Genomic DNA, 19,066 nt, shown 5'->3' with positions numbered 1-19,066 from the left:
GACCCACCCCGCCCCCCTACCCCTCTTGCCCTCCCCCCCGCTCTTCCGATGTGGCGGCCTCCCGGCGGCGTCCTGGCCCCCGGTGCTGATCAGCACCGGGGCCCCCGTCGTCGTGGAACCGCGCCTACTCCCCGAGCAGGGCCCGCACCCTCTCCTGCCCCACCGCCAGCAGCAGCGTCGGCAGGCGCGGACCGGTGTCGCGGCTGACGAGAAGCTGGTAGAGGAGGGCGAAGAAGGTGCGCTGGGCGGTCTTGATCTCGGCGGGCAGTTCCTTGGGTCCGGCGTCGGCGGAGAAGCCGGCCTGGACCTTGGGGACGCCGTAGACGAGGTGCGAGAGACCGTCGAGCGACCAGTGCGACGCAAGGCCGTCGAGCAGCAGCCGCAGCGACTGCTGGGAGGCCTCGTCGAGGGACTTCAGCAGTTCGGCGTCGGGCTCGGCGCGCACGATGGTCCGCTGGTCGGCGGGGACGTGCGTGTTGATCCAGGCCTCGGCCTTGTCGAGCCGGGGCCGGACCTCGTCGAGGTCGGCCAGCGGGTTGGCCGGGTCCAGTTCGCCGAGGATGCGCAGCGTCTGGTCCTGGTTCCCGGCGGTGATGTCGGCGACGGACGCGAGCGTGCGGTACGGCAGCGGCCGGGGGGTGGTCGGCAGCTCACCGCCCGCGGTGCGCACCGCGCGGGCGTGCGCGGCGAGGTCGGCGGGCAGCGCGGAGCCGTCGGCGACCTTCGCGTCCAGCTTGTCCCACTCGTCGTAGAGCCGCTGGATCTCCTGGTCGAAGGCGATCTTGAAGGACTGGTTGGGCCGGCGCCGGGCGTAGAGCCAGCGCAGGATCTGCGGCTCCATGATCTTCAGGGCGTCGCCGGGCGTGGGCACCCCGCCCCTGGACGAGGACATCTTCGCCATCCCCGAGATGCCGACGAAGGCGTACATCGGCCCGATCGGCTGCTTGCCGCCGAAGATCCCGACGATCTGCCCGCCGACCTGGAACGAGGACCCGGGCGAGGAGTGGTCGACCCCGCTGGGCTCGAAGACGACACCCTCGTAGGCCCAGCGCATCGGCCAGTCGACCTTCCAGACCAGCTTGCCGCGGTTGAACTCGCTGAGCCGGACGGTCTCGGCGAAGCCGCACGCGGTGCAGGTGTAGGTCAGCTCGGTGGTCTCGTCGTCATAGGCGGTGACGGTGGTGAGGTCCTTCTCGCAGTTGCCGCAGTAGGGCTTGTACGGGAAGTAGCCGGCGGAGCCGGAGGCCCCGTCGTCCTCGCTCGCCGCGCCGGAGCCCTCGGCGGCCTCCAACTCGGCCTCGTCGACCGCCTTCTGGGACTGCTTGGCCGGGGCCTTCTTGGTCCGGTACTGGTCGAGGATCGCGTCGATGTCGCCGCGGTGCTTCATGGCATGCAGGATCTGCTCGCGGTACACCCCGGAGGTGTACTGCGCGGTCTGGCTGATCCCGTCGAACTCCACACCCAGCTCGGCCAGCGCGTCGACCATCGCGACCTTGAAGTGCTCGGCCCAGTTCGGGTACGAGGACCCGGCCGGCGCCGGCACGGACGTGAGCGGCTTGCCGATGTGCTCGGCCCAGGTCTGGTCGACCCCCGCGACACCGTTCGGCACCTTGCGGTACCGGTCGTAGTCGTCCCACGAGATGAGGTGCCGGACCTCGTGACCCCGGCGCCGGATCTCGTCGGCGACGAGGTGCGGGGTCATGACCTCACGCAGGTTGCCCAGGTGGATGGGTCCGGACGGGGAGAGCCCGGAGGCGACGACGACCGGTTTGCCCGGGGCCCGACGCTCCGACTCCTCGATGACCTCATCCGCGAAACGGGAGACCCAGTCGGTGGTCTCGGTGCTCTGAGCCACGATCGGCACGTCCTTCTTTCTCAAGGCAGTCAGTACGGTCAATTCGGCTGCGCCCCCAGTTTAGGCGGCGCAGCCGCCTCTCAAGGCTCGCGGGGCCTGACGCTTGGATGGCGGCGCAGCCGCCTTCAAGGGGCGCGGGGAACTGCGCGACCAGCCCCCACCGGCCCGCGGCCAAAAAACCGCTTCACCCCCCATGGGATACTGACCGTGTCTACCAAACCCACGAGGAGAACGGCTCCCACCCCATGACCTCGGTCACGTCGCTCACGGATCTCGTCCACCAGCGCCTCGCGAACGCCCTCTCGGCCACCCTGCCGGAGGCGGACGCGGACACGGACCCTCTGCTGCGACGAAGCGACCGCGCCGACTTCCAGGCGAACGGCATCCTCGCCCTCGCGAAGAAGGCCAAGGCGAACCCCAGGGAGCTGGCCACACAGGTCGTCGCACGTGTCGAGTCGGGTGACGTGATCAAGGACATCGAGGTCTCCGGCCCCGGCTTCCTGAACATCACGATCACCGACAAGGCGATCACCGAGAACCTCGCGGCGCGCTACGCGGACGAGGCGCGCCTAGGCGTGCCCGTGGCCGAACACCCCGGCACCACCGTCATCGACTACGCCCAACCGAACGTGGCGAAGGAGATGCACGTAGGCCACCTCCGCTCCGCGGTGATCGGCGACGCGCTCGTCCAACTCCTGGAGTTCACCGGCGAGTCGGTGGTGCGGAGGCATCACATCGGCGACTGGGGCACTCAGTTCGGCATGCTGATCCAGTATCTGGACGAGCACCCGGGCGAGTTGGACCACGGCGACGCGGAGATCACCGGCGAGGAGGCGATGTCGAACCTCGACCGCCTCTACAAGGCCGCGCGCAAACTCTTCGACTCCGACGAGGAGTTCAAGACGCGGGCCCGGCGCAGGGTGGTCGACCTCCAGGCGGGCGAGCCGAAGACGCTGGCCGCGTGGCAGAAGTTCGTGGACGAGTCGAAGATCTACTTCTTCTCCGTCTTCGAGAAGCTGGACATGGAGATCCGGGACGCGGACATCGTCGGCGAGTCGGGTTACAACGACATGCTGGACGAGACGTGCCGGCTCCTTGAGGAGTCCGGGGTCGCGGAGATCTCGGACGGTGCGCTGTGCGTGTTCTTCGACGACATCAAGGGCCCGGACGGCAACCGGACCCCGCTGATCGTGCGCAAGTCGGACGGCGGCTACGGCTACGCGGCGACGGACCTGTCGGCGATCAGGGACAGGGTCTTCAACCTGAAGGCGACGTCGCTCCTCTACGTGGTCGACGTCCGCCAGTCCCTGCACTTCAAGATGGTCTTCGAGACGGCGCGGCGGGCCGGCTGGCTGAACGACGACGTCACGGCGTTCCAACTCGCCTTCGGCACGATCCTCGGCAAGGACGGCAAGCCGTTCAAGACGCGTGAGGGTGTGTCGGTGAAGCTGGAGGACCTGCTCGACGAGGCGGTCCAGCGCGCCACGGCGGTCGTCCGGGAGAAGGCCGAGAAGGTGGGCCTGAGCGAGCAGGAGATCGTCGACAACGGCCGGTACGTGGGCATCGGCGCGGTGAAGTACGCCGACCTGTCGACGTCCGCGGTGCGGGACTACAAGTTCGACCTGGACCAGATGGTGTCGCTGAGCGGCGACACGTCGGTGTACCTCCAGTACGCGTACGCCCGCATCCAGTCGATCCTCCGCAAGGCGGGCGAGGCCCACCCGGCAGCCCACCCGGAGCTGGAACTGGCCCCGGCGGAACGGGCGTTGGGCCTGCACCTGGACCAGTTCAGCGAGGTCGTGGCGGAGGCGGCCAAGGAGTACGCCCCCCACAAACTGACGGCGTACCTCTACCAACTGGCGTCCGTCCTGACGACGTTCTACGACCAGTGCCACGTGCTGTCCCCGGACAACGCCCCGGAGGTAGTGGAGAACCGCCTGTTCCTGGTGGACCTGACGGCGCGGACGTTGCAGCGAGGTATGGCACTGCTGGGCATCAGGACGCCCGAGCGTCTCTGACACGCAGCCCCCGAGCCGACGTAGGACTTCCTACGTCGGCTCGGCCGCCGCGGTCCCCCGGATCAGCCTCGCCTCCCTCTCGGCCTGTAGCCGCAGCTTGGTGATGTCCCGCTCGGTCTCCGCCCGCAGCCGGATGGCGCCGTCCTGGACCTTCGCCCGCAGCTGATCCGTCTCCCGCTTGGCGGTCTCGCGCATCTCGTCCGCGTCGGCCCTGGCCTGGAACATCAGCTCCTCGGCGGCCCTGGCCGCCTCTCTGCGGGCCGCTTCGATGATCCTTCCGCCCTCGACGACCGCGTCGGCGGGAGAGTGCTCGGCGGTGGTCGTGCGGGCCGCTTCGGATGCCTCGCCGACGATCTCCGCCGCCTCGGCACGAGCGTCCGCGAGGATCTTCCCGGCGGTCTCCTCGGCCTCTTTCCTGGCTCTGCTGATGAGGCGGGCGGCATGCCCCAGGTCGTAGCGGGTACGGCCTCGGTTCGCGTTGTTCACCAACGCGGCGCTCGCGGGCCCCTGCTCCGCCGCGGCCCGGGTTCTGGCCAGTGAGGACGCGGCCCACAGCAGCCGCTCGTTCACGCGGGCCCGCTCCAGGATCTCGCCGGCCGCCGTGCGTGCCTCGCCCACGAGTTGGTGAGCCTCCGCCTCGGCGCGGATCTGCATCATCTCGGCCCGGTGCGCGCTCTCCTCAAGGATCATGTTGGCGCGATGCCGGGCCTCATCCAGCTCCTTCTCCAGCTTGCGGCGGCTCATCGTGGCCTCGACCTCCAGGTCGTCCATGAGCGCGCCGGCCGCCGCCCGCACCTTCCCGAGAAGGCGTCCGGGAACGGAAGCAGTGTGCACCGGTCGGGCCATCTCCAGGGTGTCGTCCCCTGCCAGCCAGACGGCCTCGTCGACCAGCACCGCGCACAAGGCGTCGCAGACGGCCGCGGCATCATCCGGCCGCTCCTCCGGACGCTTGGCGAGCAGGCTCAGGATGAGGTCGTTCAACAGGCCCGGGAGATCCTGCACATGACTCGCCGGCGGCTCCGGCGTCGCGTCCATCTGTTTCCGCAGCACCGCCCACTGACTGTTCCCCGTGAACGGCGGACGCCCCGTCACCGCGTGGTACAGCAGGCACCCCAGCGAGTACAGGTCGCTCCGGTGATCGACGGCCCGGTCACCCTCCGCCTGCTCGGGAGACATATACGGCGGCGACCCCAACGGCATCCCGGTGACGGTCAGTTCACGGGCCCCGAGCGTCTCCCCCATGAACTTGGCGACCCCGAAGTCGACGACCTTGACCGTCCCGGAGGGCGTGAGGAGCGCGTTCGCCGGCTTGATGTCCCGATGGACCACACCCTCGACGTGCGCCGCGTGCAGCGCCTCCGCGATCTGTGCCACCCACCCCACCGCGAGCGGCCACGCCGGCGTGGACTCGGCCAGCCGTCGATGCAGCGGCACGCCGTGCACCAACTCCATCACCAGGAACAGCGTCCGGCGGCCGTCCACCGCCACCTCGCCCCAGTCGTGCACGGTGACGATGTTCTGGTGGGACAACCGCCCCGCGAGCTGCACCTCACGCTGGAACCGTGCCTGCGTCTCCGCCTCGTCCATGCCGTACTGGGGATGGACGATCTTCACCGCGACGTCCCGCCGCATCCGCTCGTCCAGCGCGGCCCACACCTGCCCCATCCCCCCGGCCCCCAGCCGGTCCCCGATCCGAAACCGTTCGGCGAGCAGTACGCCCTGCACCGGTCCCCTCCCCCGTCGGCGGAACGCCACCGCCGCACGACGGTCTGGCCCAGAACTCCGGCTACGAGTATGACGCTTCGGAGTCCTGACAAGTCACCAGATTCACCGACCCGAAGAGTCCCCCGAACTCCCGTAGGACCCGTCCGCCTGCGCCCGCAACCGCCGCGCCTCCTCCCGCACCCGCCGCACCACATCCCCCGCCCCCGTCGAGTCGTCCAACCCGCCCGCGAGAAGCTGCGCAGCAAGCGTGTCGAAGTAGTGGGCGGTGACCAGGACCCGGTCCTCCAGGTCGTACGCCGAACCCGCCCCCGTCGGCAGGACGTTCACCTCGTCGAGAACCCGATTGATCTGCTGAGCGATCTCGTCCCGCGCTCCCTGCGCCAGACTCACCGCGCGACCGGTCTGCGCGAGGATCGAGTGGCAGGAGCGTCGGAGTTCCTGCACGAGACGGTGGTCGCGGCTGGGTACGGACGTGAACCCGCCGTCATTGAAGCCCCCCTGGTTGCCGCCCTGCACCACCCTGCCCACCGCCGCCCCGAGCTCGAAGTGCCGTAGGACGACCGCGCTGTTGGCCCCGAGCGCCGCCCGGAAGCAGGGATGGACGTGGAACTCCGTCTCATGGAACTGCGCCGGCAGGTCGTCGCCCCCGGCGAACACCACGTCCTCGCCCCGCCGCACCCCGAGAAAGCCCACCGCGTACAGGACATCCACTACGCCCGGGGCCGTCAACGCGTCGGCGTATGCCGGAAACAGCCGGTGCAATGACTCGGCCGCCGCCTCGAAACGGGTTCCGAGGACCGCCCGGGTGACGACATACCCCGTGTTCTGGAAGAGCGGGAACAGATGCTTGAGGAAGGGGTGCGCGACCAGGTACTCCAGCGCCAGGTCCTTCAACTTCCAGTCGGAGAACTGCCGTCCGGCCTGGACGACGTCCGCCTCCGTGATCCGGTCCCGGCCGTTGAGCAACGAGGCCGTCTCCTGGCAGAGGTTGAGAAACTGGATCGCGTCGCGCGGGCGCGGCAGACAGCGCCGGAAGAGGTACGCGGCCGTCTCCTCGCCCGCCACCTCCGCCGGGAACAGCTCGCCCCACAGCACCTCGGCCGTCAGCTCCGCCCCGGCCGACGCCCGCGCCCGGGCCAACGCCAGGTCCCGCAGGGCCTGTTCGGTCCAGGTGATCCGCAGTTCGTCGCCGCGGAACTTGTCGCCCTCCCCGAAGTGCAGCGAGTCGTAGATGTCGGCGCGCAGGAACAGCAGGACCCGCACGGCGGGACCGTAGAGGCTCGCCGCGTGTTTGGCCGCCAGCAGCAGGCCGATCACCATGGAGTTGCTGTCCGTCTCGGCCGACCACACCAGCTCCAGCTGGTCGACCATGAGCAGCAGGGGTCCGTGCGCCTCGGCGCCGTCGTCGAGACCGCCGGCGTCGGGGTCACCGCAGCCGAGGTCGGCGAAGGCCTCGGCCACGCCCTGCTCGACGACGTCCAACTGCCGGGTGGCCTGCGCCCCTTCGGACAGCGGCGACTGCGCGAGGTCCAGTCCGGCCTTGAACCCGAACGCCTCCAGGGACAGCGAGGTCTGCAACCCCCGTGCCGCCTGGGCGAGTCGGTCCCCGAACCGGCCGTCCGCCGACTCGCCGTTCTGCTTCAGGAAACGGGCCAGCGCCTTCACCGAGTCGGGCCGGTACCCGTGCACGTCCTTCGCGTGGGCCACCAAGTGCCGTGCCGCGTACACCGCGAAGAGGTACCGCCAGATCAGCGCCTTTGCCGAGTCCCCGGGCAGCCCCTGCAACTCGAAGCGCCGGATCTCCTCACCCGCGGTCTCGTCCGGCGGGATCAGTTCGGTCCCGGCGTAGTGGCCGGCGGCGTCCGCCTTGAGCTGCATGCAGATGGCGCTCTTGCCGGACCCCTTGCGCCCGATGATCAGCATCTTGCGCCCGCTGAGCGCGCCCCGGTACGCGGCGTTGGGCAGAAACCCGCCGCGCAGCAACAGGCCGTCCGTCACGTCCCGTTCGGCATCCTCGCGCCCGAAGTGCAGCCGTTCCAGCAGCGGCCCGGCGGCCATCCCGGCACCCGCTGCCCGTCCTGCCCCCGGTACCCCTCGTCGTCCCCCGCGTTCATCCACGCCTCTCACGCTAACGGGAACGCGAGAACCGCGGGCTGTCCCTCCCCCGTGGGGGACAGCCCGCGATCGCATCTCGGCCACCGCCGCTCACATGCCGTTGGCACAAGCCCTGTCGACCGGTTCCGCACCGCCGGGATCGAGACGTCGGACGCCTGTGCGAAGGCGGCCCGCGGGGGGAAGCCGGGGGGAGGCTGACGCGGGGCCCTCGACCGCGATTCCGGCGGCTGCGGAGTGGTTCACCAGGTCCTGGCCACGACATTCGCTCGCATGCGTTCCTCTTTCAGGTTGTCGGCCGTCGTGCTGGAACGAGAGTGCGGTCCGCCCGGTCCCCCTCGCCACGGAAGCCGTACAACTGACGTCCCGCCGGGACGTCACCGCCTCTGACCTGCGGGGAGACGGACACCTGGGACGGCAGGACGGGACACCGACGGCCCGTCGCCGGCTCGTCGCGGACCATGGCCGATTCCCTCCGGGCCCTGCAACCGAATGGACGTGCGAAGAGGTGTCAGTGATGCAGAATGCGACGCGCAGGGACCGGCTGACCCCGGTCCCCGAACGCGAAGTGGGGGGCACATGTCGCGTTGGAAGCCGCTGCCCGCGGAACTGGATCCGCGGATAAGGCAGTTGGTCGTTCGCTTACGCCGGATCAAGGACCACAGCGGGCTCAGCGTGCGGCAGTTGGCGGCGCACACGGAGTACAGCCCGAAGTCCTGGGAGCGGTACCTGGGCGCCCGTTCCCTGCCGCCCGCACCGGCCGTGGAGGCACTGGCCCGGATCGCCGGCGAGGACCCGGTACGACTGCTCGCGCTCCGCGAGGTGGCCGCGGAGGCGTGGGAGAACCGCCGCACGGACCCGCCACCCGAGCCCGATCACCCCAAGTCACCAGATGCGCCGGACGAGTTGGCGGTCGTAGTCACCCCCGCCTCGGCCCCCGCTCACCCCGCCGGCAGCCGCTCCCTGCGCATCGCCCTCGTCGCGGGATCCGTCGCCCTGGTCCTCGCCCTCTCCTCCGCCGTCCTCCTGGCCATACGGCTGTACGACGAGGACACCGCGAAGGCCGCCGCCTCCCGCACCGCGCCCACCACCTCCGCACCGGCCGCGCAACCGACGTACACCTGCCGGCTGACGAAGGACGACGGGCACTGGTTCGCGGGCCTCGGCCGCAGTTGGGACATCGAACTGGCATACGGCGATGCCGGGCCGGACGTGGCGGAGGCGCAGTGTCTGCTGCGCCGGGCGGGGATCTCGCCCGGCGGCATCGACGGGATCTTCGGCCCGCTCACCCAGCAGGCGGTCAAGGCGTTCCAGGAGCGCGCGGACCTGGTGACGGACGGCGTGGTCGGGCCGCACACCTGGAAGGCCCTGCGCGGATGACCCGGCCGCTCTCGCCGGAGGGGGCCCGACTGGCCGCCGCGCTCAGGGAGTTACGGGAGCGGAGCGGCCTGACCTTGGCGGGCCTGGCCGCGAAGACCACGTACAGCAAGTCGTCCTGGGAGCGGTACCTCAACGGCAAGACCCTGCCGCCGCGTCCGGCCGTCGAGGAACTGTGCCGCATCGCGGGCGAACCGGACGGCCGCTGCGTGGCGTTGTGGGAGATAGCGGAGTCGGAGTGGGGCGGCCGGGCCCGCGAGGACCACCGGCAGCAGCCACCGCCTCCGGCCCCACCAGCGCCTTCCCCTCCCCCGCCACCGGAGCCCGCACCACCGGAAGAATCCGCCCCGCTGCCGCCAACAGGCCACCGGCGGGCCGCACTTGCCCTGGCCGTCCTCGCCACCCTGAGCGCTGTGCTCGCGGCGATCGTCACGGTCGCCCTCGTCCTCCTCCCCCGCGAGAACGCCGAACCGAGCCCGCCCGCCACCCCGACCGCGCCCCTCTGCCACGCTTCCGGCTGCGCGGGCAAGGACCCGATGCACCTGAAGTGCGCCGCCGCGCCCACCACGCTCGCGCAGTACCACACGGCCACCGGCGCCTGGATGGAAGTGCGCTACAGCAAGGCCTGCGGCACGAGTTGGGCCCGCATGTGGGGCACGCGCCTCGGCGACCGCCTCGAAGTGACCCCGGGCGACGGCACCGCGGAGGTCAAGAGCCGCACCGACACCGACGCGTACGTCTACACGCTCATGACGGTGACGCGCCCCGGAACGGTCGTACGGGCCTGTTTCGTGCCGGCGACACCGGGCGCCCGGTCGGAGTGCGTCGAGGGACGGGTGGAGTAACGCGGGGGCCTTCTCCTCACCCCGCGCACGCGAACTCGCACCACACCACCTTGCCGAGATCTCGTTGCCCCACACCCCACTTGTCCGACAGCGCGGCGACGAGGAACAGTCCGCGACCGCCCTCGTCCGGCTCGTCGGCGACCCTCGGGACACCGGTCCCGCTGTCGTGCACCTCGACCCGGAGCAGGTCGCCGTCGTAGCGGACGCGCAGCAGGAAGCCGCGGCCGGGCGGGGCGCCGTGCAGGACGGCGTTGGTGGTCAGTTCGCTGACGCACAGCACGAGGTCGTCTGCGCGGGCCCAGGCGGCGAGACCCCAGTGGACCAGGGACCAGCGGGCGAAGTGCCGGGCGGCGGGGACGGAGCGGCGGTGGCGGGCGTAGAACTGATCGCGCTGGTAGGGGAGTTCGGTTGCGGCATTCACGGGACGAATGTCGCGCAGAGTCACTAGCGTGGATCACTACGTCAACCCGTACAGATTTTTTGTACGGGTTAGTGCGAGGTCGTGTACGGGCGCCCGTGGGGAGTTGACCAGCATGAACTCAAGGAAAAGTCCGAGGAGGAGGAACCTCTCGGCGATGAAAATGCTCGGCGCGCAGGTAGGGGCGGCTCGGCGCACCGCAGGCTATACGCAGCGTGAGCTGGCGGCCCTGCTGAAAGTCGACGAGGAGACCATCGCCTCCATCGAACAGGGCCGACGCCCCCTGAAGCCGGATCTCGCCGAGATGCTGGATCAACTCCTCGATGCCAAGGGCATGCTGATCTTGGGTGTCGAGAAGATGCCCGATGTCGACCAGTTCCCGATGTACGCGGAGCAGTACATCGACCATGAGCGCGAGGCGATCTCACTGTGCTGGTTCGACACGCTGGTGCTGCCCGGCATCCTCCAGAGCGAGCCGTACGCCCGGGCGGTGTTCACGAGCCGTGTGCCCGCCTTCGACCAGGACGAGATCGACGCCAAGACGGCCGCGCGTCTCGAACGCCGGCAGATCCTGCACCGCACGGACCCTCCGACGCTGAGCTTCGTCATCTGGGAACCGACGCTCCTCTTCCCTGTGGGCGGCCCGCAGGTCCATCGCGAGCAACTTCAACTGCTGCGCGAGTACGCCGAAATGCCGTGCGTCGCCATGCAGTTCCTACCACTGAACCTGACAGGTCACACCGGCACCGCCGGGCCCTTCACCCTGATCGAAACACCCGACCACCAGCACCTTGCCTACACCGAAGCTCACCGCGGGAGCCAGTGGGTAGCGAGCCCAGATGACGTGTCCATCCTCGCGAGGAAGTATGCGATGCTGCGATCTCAGGCACTCTCGCCCGAAGACTCGATCAGCCTTCTGGACCGTCTGCTAGGAGAGCAATGAACAGCGCACGTCAGTGGTTCAAGTCGACCTACAGCGGCAGCGAAGGCGGCGAATGCCTCGAAGTCGCTTACAACTGGCGGAAGTCCAGCTACAGCGACGACGAGGGCGGCCAATGCGTCGAGGTCGCCACCTGCCCCCACGCCATCCACATCCGCGACTCCAAGAACCCCGCGGACACCGGCCCCACCCTCCAACTCACCCCCGCCGCCTGGGCCGCGTTCACCGCCGACTGCGCCGCGCACTGACCGCCATCGTCGCGTAGGGCATCGAAAACTCACCGCCCCGCGCATCGATCGCCGCGCCCACATCCTCCAGCACCGGCGCCAACCGCTCCGCCGGGAACCTCGTGAACGCCCCCTGCGTCGGCATGACATCCAGCCACGCGTCCCGCGTATACGTGAACTCCCAGTCGTACCGCCACTGTTCAGGCTCCCCGAACCGCCGGCCGGCAGCCCGCATACCGTCCGCCGCCTTGTCGAGCAGCGCCTGATACCCCTCCACGGCGGACCGCCCCACCGCACCGCGGAAGTCGAACGGCGCGTCCGGCAGCGCACGCGCACACGCGTCGGCGATGACCTCGGCGAGGTCGGGCGGGATTTGGGCCACGTTCCAGAAGGGCACCAGCAGCCCACCCGGCCGCAACACCCGCGCCGCCTTCTCCGCCCCGGCGACCGGATCGACCCAGTGCCAGGCCGTCCCGGCGACCACCGCGTCGAACTCCCGCCCCTCCGGCGCCCATTCCTCGAACGTGGACACGTCGACGTCGACCCCGAGCCGCCGCGCGAGGTCGGCCATCCGGACATCCGGCTCCACGCCGAGCACCGAGCACCCCGCCGCCTGGAACTGCCGCGCCACGATCCCCGTACCGCAACCGACATCGAGCACGCGCGCCCCCGCCGCGGCGATCCGTTCCACCAGGGCGTCGGGGTAGCGGGGCCGGGCTCGTTCATACCTCTCGGCGTCCGTACCGAAAGACTCCGCGAGGTCTCGGCGTTCATGGGGCCGACCCGCTGAAGAAGGTAGAGTGGGCATGCGCCCACTATGGGTGGGCACGCGCCCACTCGTCAATGCGAGGAAACGGACGGACACCGGTATGCCGACTGGCGTGGCCATGCGCGACCCGCGCCAACAGCTCTTCGACGCCGCCGAGCGGATCCTGCTGCGGGACGGCCCGACCGCGTTGACGAGCAGGGCCGTGACGACGGAGGCGGGCTGCGCGAAAGGCGTCCTGCACCGGCACTTCGCGGACTTCGACGCCTTCCTCGCCGACCTCGTGCTCGACCGGATCGCGCGGCTCGACGCCCTGGCGGATGCCCTGCGTGCCGCCGCCGGCACCGGCTCCGTCGCCGACCATCTCACCGGCGCGCTCATCGACGTATTCGACCCGGTCGGGGTCGCGGTCGTGAGCCTCGTGATCTCTCGGGACGAACTCCGCGCCCGGCTGCGCGCGGCCGGCTCGACCGGCATCCCGCTCATGGGCGAGGCATCGGCACTGCTCGCCGCCTACCTCACCGCCGAACGCGACCTGGGCCGCCTCGCCCCCGACGCCGACGTCACCACCCTCGCCCCGATCCTGCTCGGCGCCGCCCATCTCCTCTTCGCCGACCGGGAGGCGGGACCCCCGGAGCGCGCGGCCGTGCGGCGGACGGTGACGGCGGTCGTCGCGGGTGCGCTGCGGGACACGTAGGCATCCGGATCCCCACACGATTCGGCCAGAACCGAAACCATCGCGACTCCCGCCCGCCCCACGGACTATGGGCGGAGCGACCGGATCGCCCACGCGGCGAACAGGTCCGGGCGCTACGGGGGAACGGGGGAACACGGCAGACCGGTGCACGAGCCTTCACGCACCGGTCTGCCGGAACCCCCTGTCCACGGACCGCGGGGCCGGTTGTCAGTGGTCGCCTTTAAAGTCGGTGGCATGGCGACACTTCCCAACCCGCTGCCGAGGCTCGCGTCCCTCGGTCTCGAACTCCCGCCCGGCCGACTGGTCGATGAGACCGACCAAGGTCCTTGGCACGAGCCGCTGTTGTGGCTCGCGGACGAGCGGGCGATACCGGGCGCGTGGTCCGCGCTGCGGGGCACGGCACCGTCCGCCGGTCTGCTCCCGGTCGTCCTCGACCTGGGCGGCGGCCAGGGCGGGCCGGAGAAGTGGGAGCTGGCGCCCGACGAGATGTCCTACCCCGGGGACCACGACGCCGACGAGGTGCTGGAGGAACTCTGGGAGGAGTACACGGAGGAGGGCGACGAGTGGCCCGGCCTCGCCGAGGCACTCGTCGCGACCGCCGATCCCGACGAGCGGGCCGCCGAGATCGCCGACTCCCTGGCCGACGGCGGGCCAGTGCTCGACGGCGAGCCCGTGGTCCACGAACCGCACCTCGCCCTCGTACCGGCCCGTCGCAGCGCCGACATCCCGGCTGCCATCGGCTGGATGGGCCCCGCCAACCACGAGAGCGACACGGCCCGTCTGTGTGCCGTCCTCCGCTCCTGGGAGGACCGCTTCGGCATCCGGCTCGTGGCCCTCGGCTTCGCCTCACTCCTCGTGTCGGTGGCGGCCCCGCCGGCCACCCTCGAAGAGGCCGAGGAGATGGCCGCCGAGCACTTCGCCTTCTGCCCGGACGACACCGGCGACCTGGAGACGTACGCCCGATCTCTGATCAACCGGCCGACCTGGCACTTCTGGTGGGACTGAGCCCGGCTCGGCTCAGACCAACAGGGTCATCCCCTCCGGCGCCTCGATCCCGAACTCCTCGTCCAGCAAGCGCCGCGCGTCCCCCTCGTCCGTCACCTCCCGCTCGCTCACCTCGCCGTCGGCCCGCGTCTCGGTCAACAGGCTTCCGTGGAGCAGGAGATGGCGGTCGGGGGTGACCCGCTGGACGAAGAGACGCTGAGTGAAGGGCGAGCGCGGATTCGTGGCGATGTGCCAGTTGATGACCTCGAAGTCGACGTGCTCGAAGGGCTCCAGAGTGAAGGCGTACTGGGCCTGCCAGGCACCGCCCCCGGCCTCCCCGTCCTCGTCCGCCTCCGCCCCCTTCTCCCCTGCGTACGCCTCCAGCACCCACAGCTCCAGCGGCCCGCGGTGCGGCACGTGGACGAACCGGTGCCGGCGCCCGGCGTCGTGCGACTCCACGCCGACCACCAGCGGCACCGGCTCCAGCAGCGCCCCGATCGCCCCGAAGCCGACGTCGGCCAAGTACGGCTGCGGGTCGCCCGGCACCTCCACCCGCAAGGTCATATGGGTGCGCGGCCGGTCCTCGAACCTGCTCGCGCCCACGACCACCCGCGCCGCCAGCCGGGTCACCCCGAAGCCCAGCGCCTCCAGCGCGGCGGTGAGCAGTGTGTTCTGCTCGTAGCAGTAGCCACCGCGCCGGCTGTGCAGCAACTTGGCTGTCAGGTCGGGCAGTTCGAGCGAGGGAGCGGTACGCCGCAGCGCGTCCAGGTTCTCGAACGGGATGCCCCGCATGTGCGCGAGATGCACACCCCGCAGCGTCGCCAGGTCGGCCCGCCGCTCCCCCTCCCACCCGATGTGCGTGAGGTACTGGTCAAGGTCGAAGGCGCCGCTGTCGGACATGCCTCCAGCCTACGGAACCACCCGCCGGAACCCGATCACGACTGCACGGCCGCCGGCTCCAGCGCTTCCACCGCCGCGGCCGCCGCCGAGGAGTCCTGGCCGTAGAAGATGTCGATGTCGACCTCCTCGCCGCCCATGGTCAGGGTGTCCCAGGCGCCGCTGAGGACGAGCATGCGCAGCGTCTTGGACTCCAGGGTCTGCAGACGTTCCAGGATCGCCTCGTCGTCCGGCATGCCGGGCAGGCGCGGGGCGAGCCGGTCGCGGATGGCGCTCATGCGCTCCAGCAGGATCCTGGTGTCCGCCTCGCGGTCCGGCTCCTCGGAGATGCCGTCGATGCCGTGGTCGATGATGTCCTTGATCGCCCAGGTGACACCCTGGTCGTCGGTGGTGACCATCGCCTTCCAGGCGCGGCTCTTGTGCCGGTACTGGAGCATCGACATGGCCGCTTCGTGCCGCAGGAAGTCCGCGTCCCGGAAGGGCCGGCCGTTCCACGCGCTGTTGAGCGAGCGGGCCAGTGAAATGGCGGACGCGAGCCCGCTGTTGAGGCCGCGGCCCGGCCAGAAGTGGATGGAGTTGGCCGCGTCCCCGAGCAGGAAGCCGTAGGTGCCGGGCGTGTTGGTGGTCGGCGGCAGCAACTCCGCGGAGAAGCGCGGCCGTTGCACCATGTCGAGCCGGAAGCTGGTGACCGCGCTCAGGTCCCCGTCCTCGACGGCGAACAGGCGCAGCCCCTCGTGCACGCGCTTCCACAGCGCGGAGCCCTTGACCAGCGCGGGCAGGAACAGCGTGCCGTGCGTGGCGCACTGGAAGTCGCCGTGCTCGTCGCGGTTCATCAGACACGGCCGGGAGGCGATGCACTCCTCGAAGACCCGGCGGACCGGGTCGATGCCGATCACCTCGGTCAACTCGGTGTCCGTCAGCCGCATGTTGAGGAAACCCTCGCCGCGCAGCGAGTTGAGCAGGAACCGGTTCTGCGCGACCGTCAGCAGGATCGCCATCGGGTCGGACAGGCCCGACTTCACGCGCAGGCCGAGGACGACGTCCCGCAGATGGACCCCGTCGAGGGAGTAGATGGACTCGTCGGCCTTGCCGAACCGGGCGGCGAAGTGGTCCCGGGTGCGCGAGCGCCCGCCGTCGCAGATGGCCAGCACATGCTGGGTGGCCAGGGCCTCCTGCTGCTCCACCGGGTCGAACCGGGCGGGGATCAGGCGGATGCGGTCCCGCTTCTCGTTCGCCAGCTCCAGCAGCGTGTCCTCGATGTAGGCGATCCGCATGTTGCGCGGGTGGTGGTCGCCGATCGAGTCGGGGCCCGACGGCCACATCTCGGTGTAGTTCTCCGGGACGAAGAGCCGCTCCTGGACCTCCTGCGGCCAGGCGAGGTACTGCCGGCTCTGCACGGTCACCACCTGCTGGCGCCGTACGTTGCCCTCGTCCTGGCCCTTCCAGACGACGGTACGGCCCTGCTTGCGCCACCGGCCCTCGTAGACGGTGACCTGCACCATGGCCCCGAGGAAGTGTTCGAGCAGCAGCGCCATGGAGAGCCCGACCGGGCCGCCTCCGACGACGGTCACCCGCAGGACGGACCCGTCGTTCTCCTCCGGGTGCGTCACCGCCCGGGGCAGGTTGAGCGCCATGAGGGTCTGCATGGCGTCCGCGACCTCGAAGCGGAACTCCTGGTCGCCGATGGTGACTTCGTCACCGGGCTGCAGCAGCCGGGACTCCACCTCCTCGCCGTTGACCAGCGTGCCGTTGCTGCTGCCGAGGTCCCGCAGCACGTATCCCTTGTCCTGGTCGAAGACGATCTCCGCGTGGAAACGGGAGACACTCAGGCTGGAGATGACCACGGTGTTGCCCGCGTTGCGCCCGAAAGTGACGCGGGTGTCGAGTACCGGGATGCGCTCTCCCGCCAGCAGACCTTCGAGTCCAACGAGCACCGGTGCCACGGCACTTCCTTCCAAGGGTGGATGACATCGATATCGCTGCGGAAACAGCAAAACCCCTACGGAACGACGTGTGCAACCCCCTCGCCGCCCGCATGGCCTCGCGAGTATATGTTTGCGTGATCAAATACATCCACTCGGCGTCACGCAACACAAACGCGAGGCCCCGCGGCCCGGTTCAACGGCCGTGCCTCAGTCTTTCCGGCCCACCGCTCCGTACACATTGATGTCGTCGTCCGTGACGTCGTTGATGTCCCGGTAGCGGATCTTCTCGATGTCGTCGAGCCCCTCGAAGAACACGGGATCGACGGTCGGCGGAGCGGGCGCCGGGCTCGGGTGCCACTGGTGGACGGGCAGCACACCGGGCTCCTCCAGGGTGATGCCGGGCGTCTCGGTGAAGAACCGCTCGACCTCGTCCTTGGTGCGGAACACGAAGGTGAAACCCCGCTCGGTGTACGTCCGTTGGACCGCCCGCGTCGGCTCGGGATGCATCTCGTCGGTGAGGTGGCTGATCACCAACTGGCTCCCGGCCGGCAGCGCCGCCACCAGGTCGCGCACCAGCGGGTAGGCCTCCTCGGCCTCGATGAAGTGCAGGATCGCCACCAGCACGAGCGCGATCGGCTGGTCGAAGTCCAGCGTCTTGGCGGCCTGTTCGAGGATCAGGGCCGGTTCGCGCAGATCGGCGTCGACATAATCCGTACGCCCCTCGGGCCCGCTGGTGAGCAGCGCCCGCGCGTGCGTCAGCACCACCGGGTCGTTGTCGACGTACACCACTCGCGCACCCGGATCGATCCCCTGGGCGATCTGATGGACGTTCTCCCCGGTGGGCAGCCCGGTACCGATGTCCAGAAACTGCCGTACCCCCCGCTCCTCGACCAGGTGGGTCACCGCCCGCCGCAGGAAGTCGCGGTTGTGCCGTACGTCGAGGTAGCCACGCGGGTTGGCGGCGAGCGCGGCGGCCGCGGCGGCGCGGTCCACCTCGTAGTTGTCCTTGCCGCCGAGGAAGACGTCGTAGACGCGGGCCGAGTGGGCCTTCGTGGTGTCGATCCTCCTTCTCAGCTCCGCGGGGTCCTGACTGAGGGCGTCACCGGGCATGGGAGTCTCCAGTTGTCCAACACGTTCACGGACGGTCAGCGGTCAACAACCTAACTCGGTCGGGCACTTGATGGTGCCCGGCACCGAATCCCGGCGGATCCCGCCGGACCTCACCGTCTCCCGCGTCCCGTACCGCGCCGCCGGGACATGACATCCCCGCAGGTCAGCGCCCGTCCCGCCGTGCGGGCGTCCCGAGTTGGCCGTGGATCATGGCGTCGGAGGCCCCTCACCGCGCAGTCTGGAGTTCCTCCCAGCCGACTCCCCCCGGCTGGGGGCTCATCCCGGACCCACCGCCCAGGAGGCCCGTACCGCCATGTCCGTCCGAGCCCACCGCACCCACCGCCTCGCCGCCACCGCCCTCGTGCTCACCGCACTGACCGCGCTCACGCTGACGGGCTGCCGGGACGGCGAGGGCATCCGGGACGAGGGCCCGGCCAAGTCCCAGTCGGCCGAGCAGTCTTCGACGGGACAGCACGCGGAACAGGACACGACGCCGGACACGACTCCGGACACGCGAGAGGCCGCCCGGTCGATGAACCGGACGGCCTCTGGGCACTGAGTGCGGATCAGACGGCGGCGTACCCCTGAGCGACTTCCTTCGGGTTCGGGCCGTACTGGTTGGCACCGGGGGCGCTGTCCGAGCACATGAAGACCAGCAGGGTGATGGGACCGGCGATCGGCACGATGCCGAACAGCAGCCACCAGCCGGAGCGGCCGGTGTCGTGCAGCCGGCGGACGCCGACGGCCAGGCTGGGGATCAGGACGCCGAGGTAGAACAGGCCCACGAGGCCGAGGAGGGCCGACTGCTTGGAGGCGAGGGCGATCACCAGCAGCACGACGTAGATGATCCCGACGAACAGCGCGAAGTTCCAGTACTCCTTGCGGCGGGCACGCCCGCTGAACACCGCGTACTTCTTCAGCGCCTCGATGAACCAACTCATTGCGTCCCCCTGGGATCGACGTCCGTGCCGTCCGAAATGGATCAGGCCAGGCGCAGAAGGTATGGAGGGCGTTGACTTCACGTCAATTCGGTCGATCGGCGTCGTCGGAGGGACGGAACAGGGGGCTCAACGCGCCCAACCCCCACTTTGGTTGACCGATTTCAGGACAGATCCATCGCCGGCCCCGCCCCCGACCCGGGCCCGACATCCACCGTCCCCCGGCCCGAGT

At 70.1% G+C, this 19,066-nt stretch carries 17 protein-coding genes; 8 read left to right on the top strand and 9 right to left on the bottom strand.

Annotated elements, in window-relative coordinates; all coding sequences use genetic code 11:
• Window positions 1-124: 124 nt before the first annotated feature.
• Window positions 125-1,864, bottom strand: coding sequence for a lysine--tRNA ligase (gene lysS / locus ACWDR3_RS32670; protein ID WP_450356160.1), 1,740 nt, complete (start codon window positions 1,862-1,864; stop codon window positions 125-127).
• Between the two features lie 236 nt (window positions 1,865-2,100).
• Here lysS and argS point away from each other — a divergent pair, with 236 nt between their 5' ends.
• Complete coding sequence (argS, locus tag ACWDR3_RS32665; RefSeq protein ID WP_450356158.1) at window positions 2,101-3,873, top strand: arginine--tRNA ligase; 1,773 nt, start codon at window positions 2,101-2,103, stop codon at window positions 3,871-3,873.
• 30 nt (window positions 3,874-3,903) lie between these two features.
• Here the strand turns inward: argS and ACWDR3_RS32660 are convergent, their stop codons facing one another.
• On the bottom strand, window positions 3,904-5,598 hold the full coding sequence (locus ACWDR3_RS32660) for a protein kinase domain-containing protein (protein ID WP_450356157.1): 1,695 nt from the start codon (window positions 5,596-5,598) through the stop codon (window positions 3,904-3,906).
• Between the two features lie 102 nt (window positions 5,599-5,700).
• Window positions 5,701-7,656, bottom strand: coding sequence for a P-loop ATPase, Sll1717 family (locus ACWDR3_RS32655; RefSeq protein ID WP_450356156.1), 1,956 nt, complete (start codon window positions 7,654-7,656; stop codon window positions 5,701-5,703).
• Window positions 7,657-8,289: 633 nt separating this feature from the next.
• Here ACWDR3_RS32655 and ACWDR3_RS32650 point away from each other — a divergent pair.
• Window positions 8,290-9,090, top strand: a complete 801-nt coding sequence (locus ACWDR3_RS32650; protein WP_450356155.1) for a peptidoglycan-binding protein — start codon at window positions 8,290-8,292, stop codon at window positions 9,088-9,090.
• Window positions 9,087-9,932: a helix-turn-helix domain-containing protein gene (locus ACWDR3_RS32645; RefSeq protein ID WP_450356153.1), complete on the top strand. Its 846-nt coding sequence runs from the start codon at window positions 9,087-9,089 to the stop codon at window positions 9,930-9,932. The genes ACWDR3_RS32650 and ACWDR3_RS32645 overlap by 4 nt, the downstream gene beginning before the upstream one ends.
• 16 nt (window positions 9,933-9,948) lie before the next feature.
• Here ACWDR3_RS32645 and ACWDR3_RS32640 read toward each other — a convergent pair whose 3' ends face one another.
• Window positions 9,949-10,353, bottom strand: a complete 405-nt coding sequence (locus ACWDR3_RS32640) for an ATP-binding protein (protein ID WP_450356152.1) — start codon at window positions 10,351-10,353, stop codon at window positions 9,949-9,951.
• Window positions 10,354-10,465: 112 nt separating this feature from the next.
• On the opposite strand from ACWDR3_RS32640, the gene ACWDR3_RS32635 reads away from it, so the two are divergent.
• Both ACWDR3_RS32635 and ACWDR3_RS32630 read left to right on the top strand, forming a co-directional pair.
• Window positions 10,466-11,293 (top strand): helix-turn-helix domain-containing protein, encoded by an 828-nt coding sequence (locus tag ACWDR3_RS32635; protein WP_450356159.1) that lies wholly within the window; start codon window positions 10,466-10,468, stop codon window positions 11,291-11,293.
• A complete protein-coding gene (locus tag ACWDR3_RS32630) occupies window positions 11,290-11,538 on the top strand; it encodes a DUF397 domain-containing protein (RefSeq protein ID WP_450356151.1) in 249 nt (82 codons plus the stop codon). Before ACWDR3_RS32635 ends, ACWDR3_RS32630 begins: the two co-directional genes overlap by 4 nt.
• Here the strand turns inward: ACWDR3_RS32630 and ACWDR3_RS32625 are convergent.
• On the bottom strand, window positions 11,513-12,325 hold the full coding sequence (locus ACWDR3_RS32625) for a class I SAM-dependent methyltransferase (protein ID WP_450356150.1): 813 nt from the start codon (window positions 12,323-12,325) through the stop codon (window positions 11,513-11,515). The genes ACWDR3_RS32630 and ACWDR3_RS32625 overlap by 26 nt on opposite strands.
• Window positions 12,326-12,386: 61 nt before the next feature.
• Here ACWDR3_RS32625 and ACWDR3_RS32620 point away from each other — a divergent pair, with 61 nt between their 5' ends.
• Window positions 12,387-12,980, top strand: a complete 594-nt coding sequence (locus ACWDR3_RS32620; protein ID WP_450356149.1) for a TetR/AcrR family transcriptional regulator — start codon at window positions 12,387-12,389, stop codon at window positions 12,978-12,980.
• A gap of 234 nt (window positions 12,981-13,214) precedes the next feature.
• Window positions 13,215-13,985 carry a DUF4253 domain-containing protein gene (locus ACWDR3_RS32615; RefSeq protein WP_450356148.1) on the top strand — a complete coding sequence of 257 codons (771 nt, stop codon included), beginning with the start codon at window positions 13,215-13,217 and terminating at the stop codon, window positions 13,983-13,985.
• Between the two features lie 12 nt (window positions 13,986-13,997).
• Here the strand turns inward: ACWDR3_RS32615 and ACWDR3_RS32610 are convergent, their stop codons facing one another.
• The 3 genes from ACWDR3_RS32610 to ACWDR3_RS32600 form a co-directional block, all read right to left on the bottom strand.
• Entirely contained in the window at window positions 13,998-14,864 is an 867-nt protein-coding gene (locus ACWDR3_RS32610) for an arylamine N-acetyltransferase family protein (RefSeq protein ID WP_450356147.1), read from the bottom strand.
• Window positions 14,865-14,899: 35 nt separating this feature from the next.
• Window positions 14,900-16,804: an FHA domain-containing protein gene (locus ACWDR3_RS32605; protein ID WP_450356146.1), complete on the bottom strand. Its 1,905-nt coding sequence runs from the start codon at window positions 16,802-16,804 to the stop codon at window positions 14,900-14,902.
• A 189-nt stretch (window positions 16,805-16,993) separates the two neighbouring features.
• A complete protein-coding gene (locus ACWDR3_RS32600) occupies window positions 16,994-17,896 on the bottom strand; it encodes an SAM-dependent methyltransferase (RefSeq protein ID WP_450356145.1) in 903 nt (300 codons plus the stop codon).
• A 313-nt stretch (window positions 17,897-18,209) separates the two neighbouring features.
• Between ACWDR3_RS32600 and ACWDR3_RS32595 the strand changes: the two genes are divergently transcribed.
• Entirely contained in the window at window positions 18,210-18,455 is a 246-nt protein-coding gene (locus ACWDR3_RS32595) for a hypothetical protein (protein WP_450356144.1), read from the top strand.
• A 7-nt stretch (window positions 18,456-18,462) separates the two neighbouring features.
• Here the strand turns inward: ACWDR3_RS32595 and ACWDR3_RS32590 are convergent, their stop codons facing one another.
• The gene (locus ACWDR3_RS32590; RefSeq protein ID WP_450356143.1) at window positions 18,463-18,837 is read right to left on the bottom strand and encodes a DUF805 domain-containing protein; all 375 of its coding nucleotides are present in this window, start codon (window positions 18,835-18,837) and stop codon (window positions 18,463-18,465) included.
• Window positions 18,838-19,066: the final 229 nt, after the last annotated feature.

It is taken from the genome of Streptomyces sp. NPDC001002, assembly GCF_053599215.1.
Note: the sequence above shows the minus strand (reverse complement) of the source record. Positions and strands in the feature narration are given on the sequence as shown.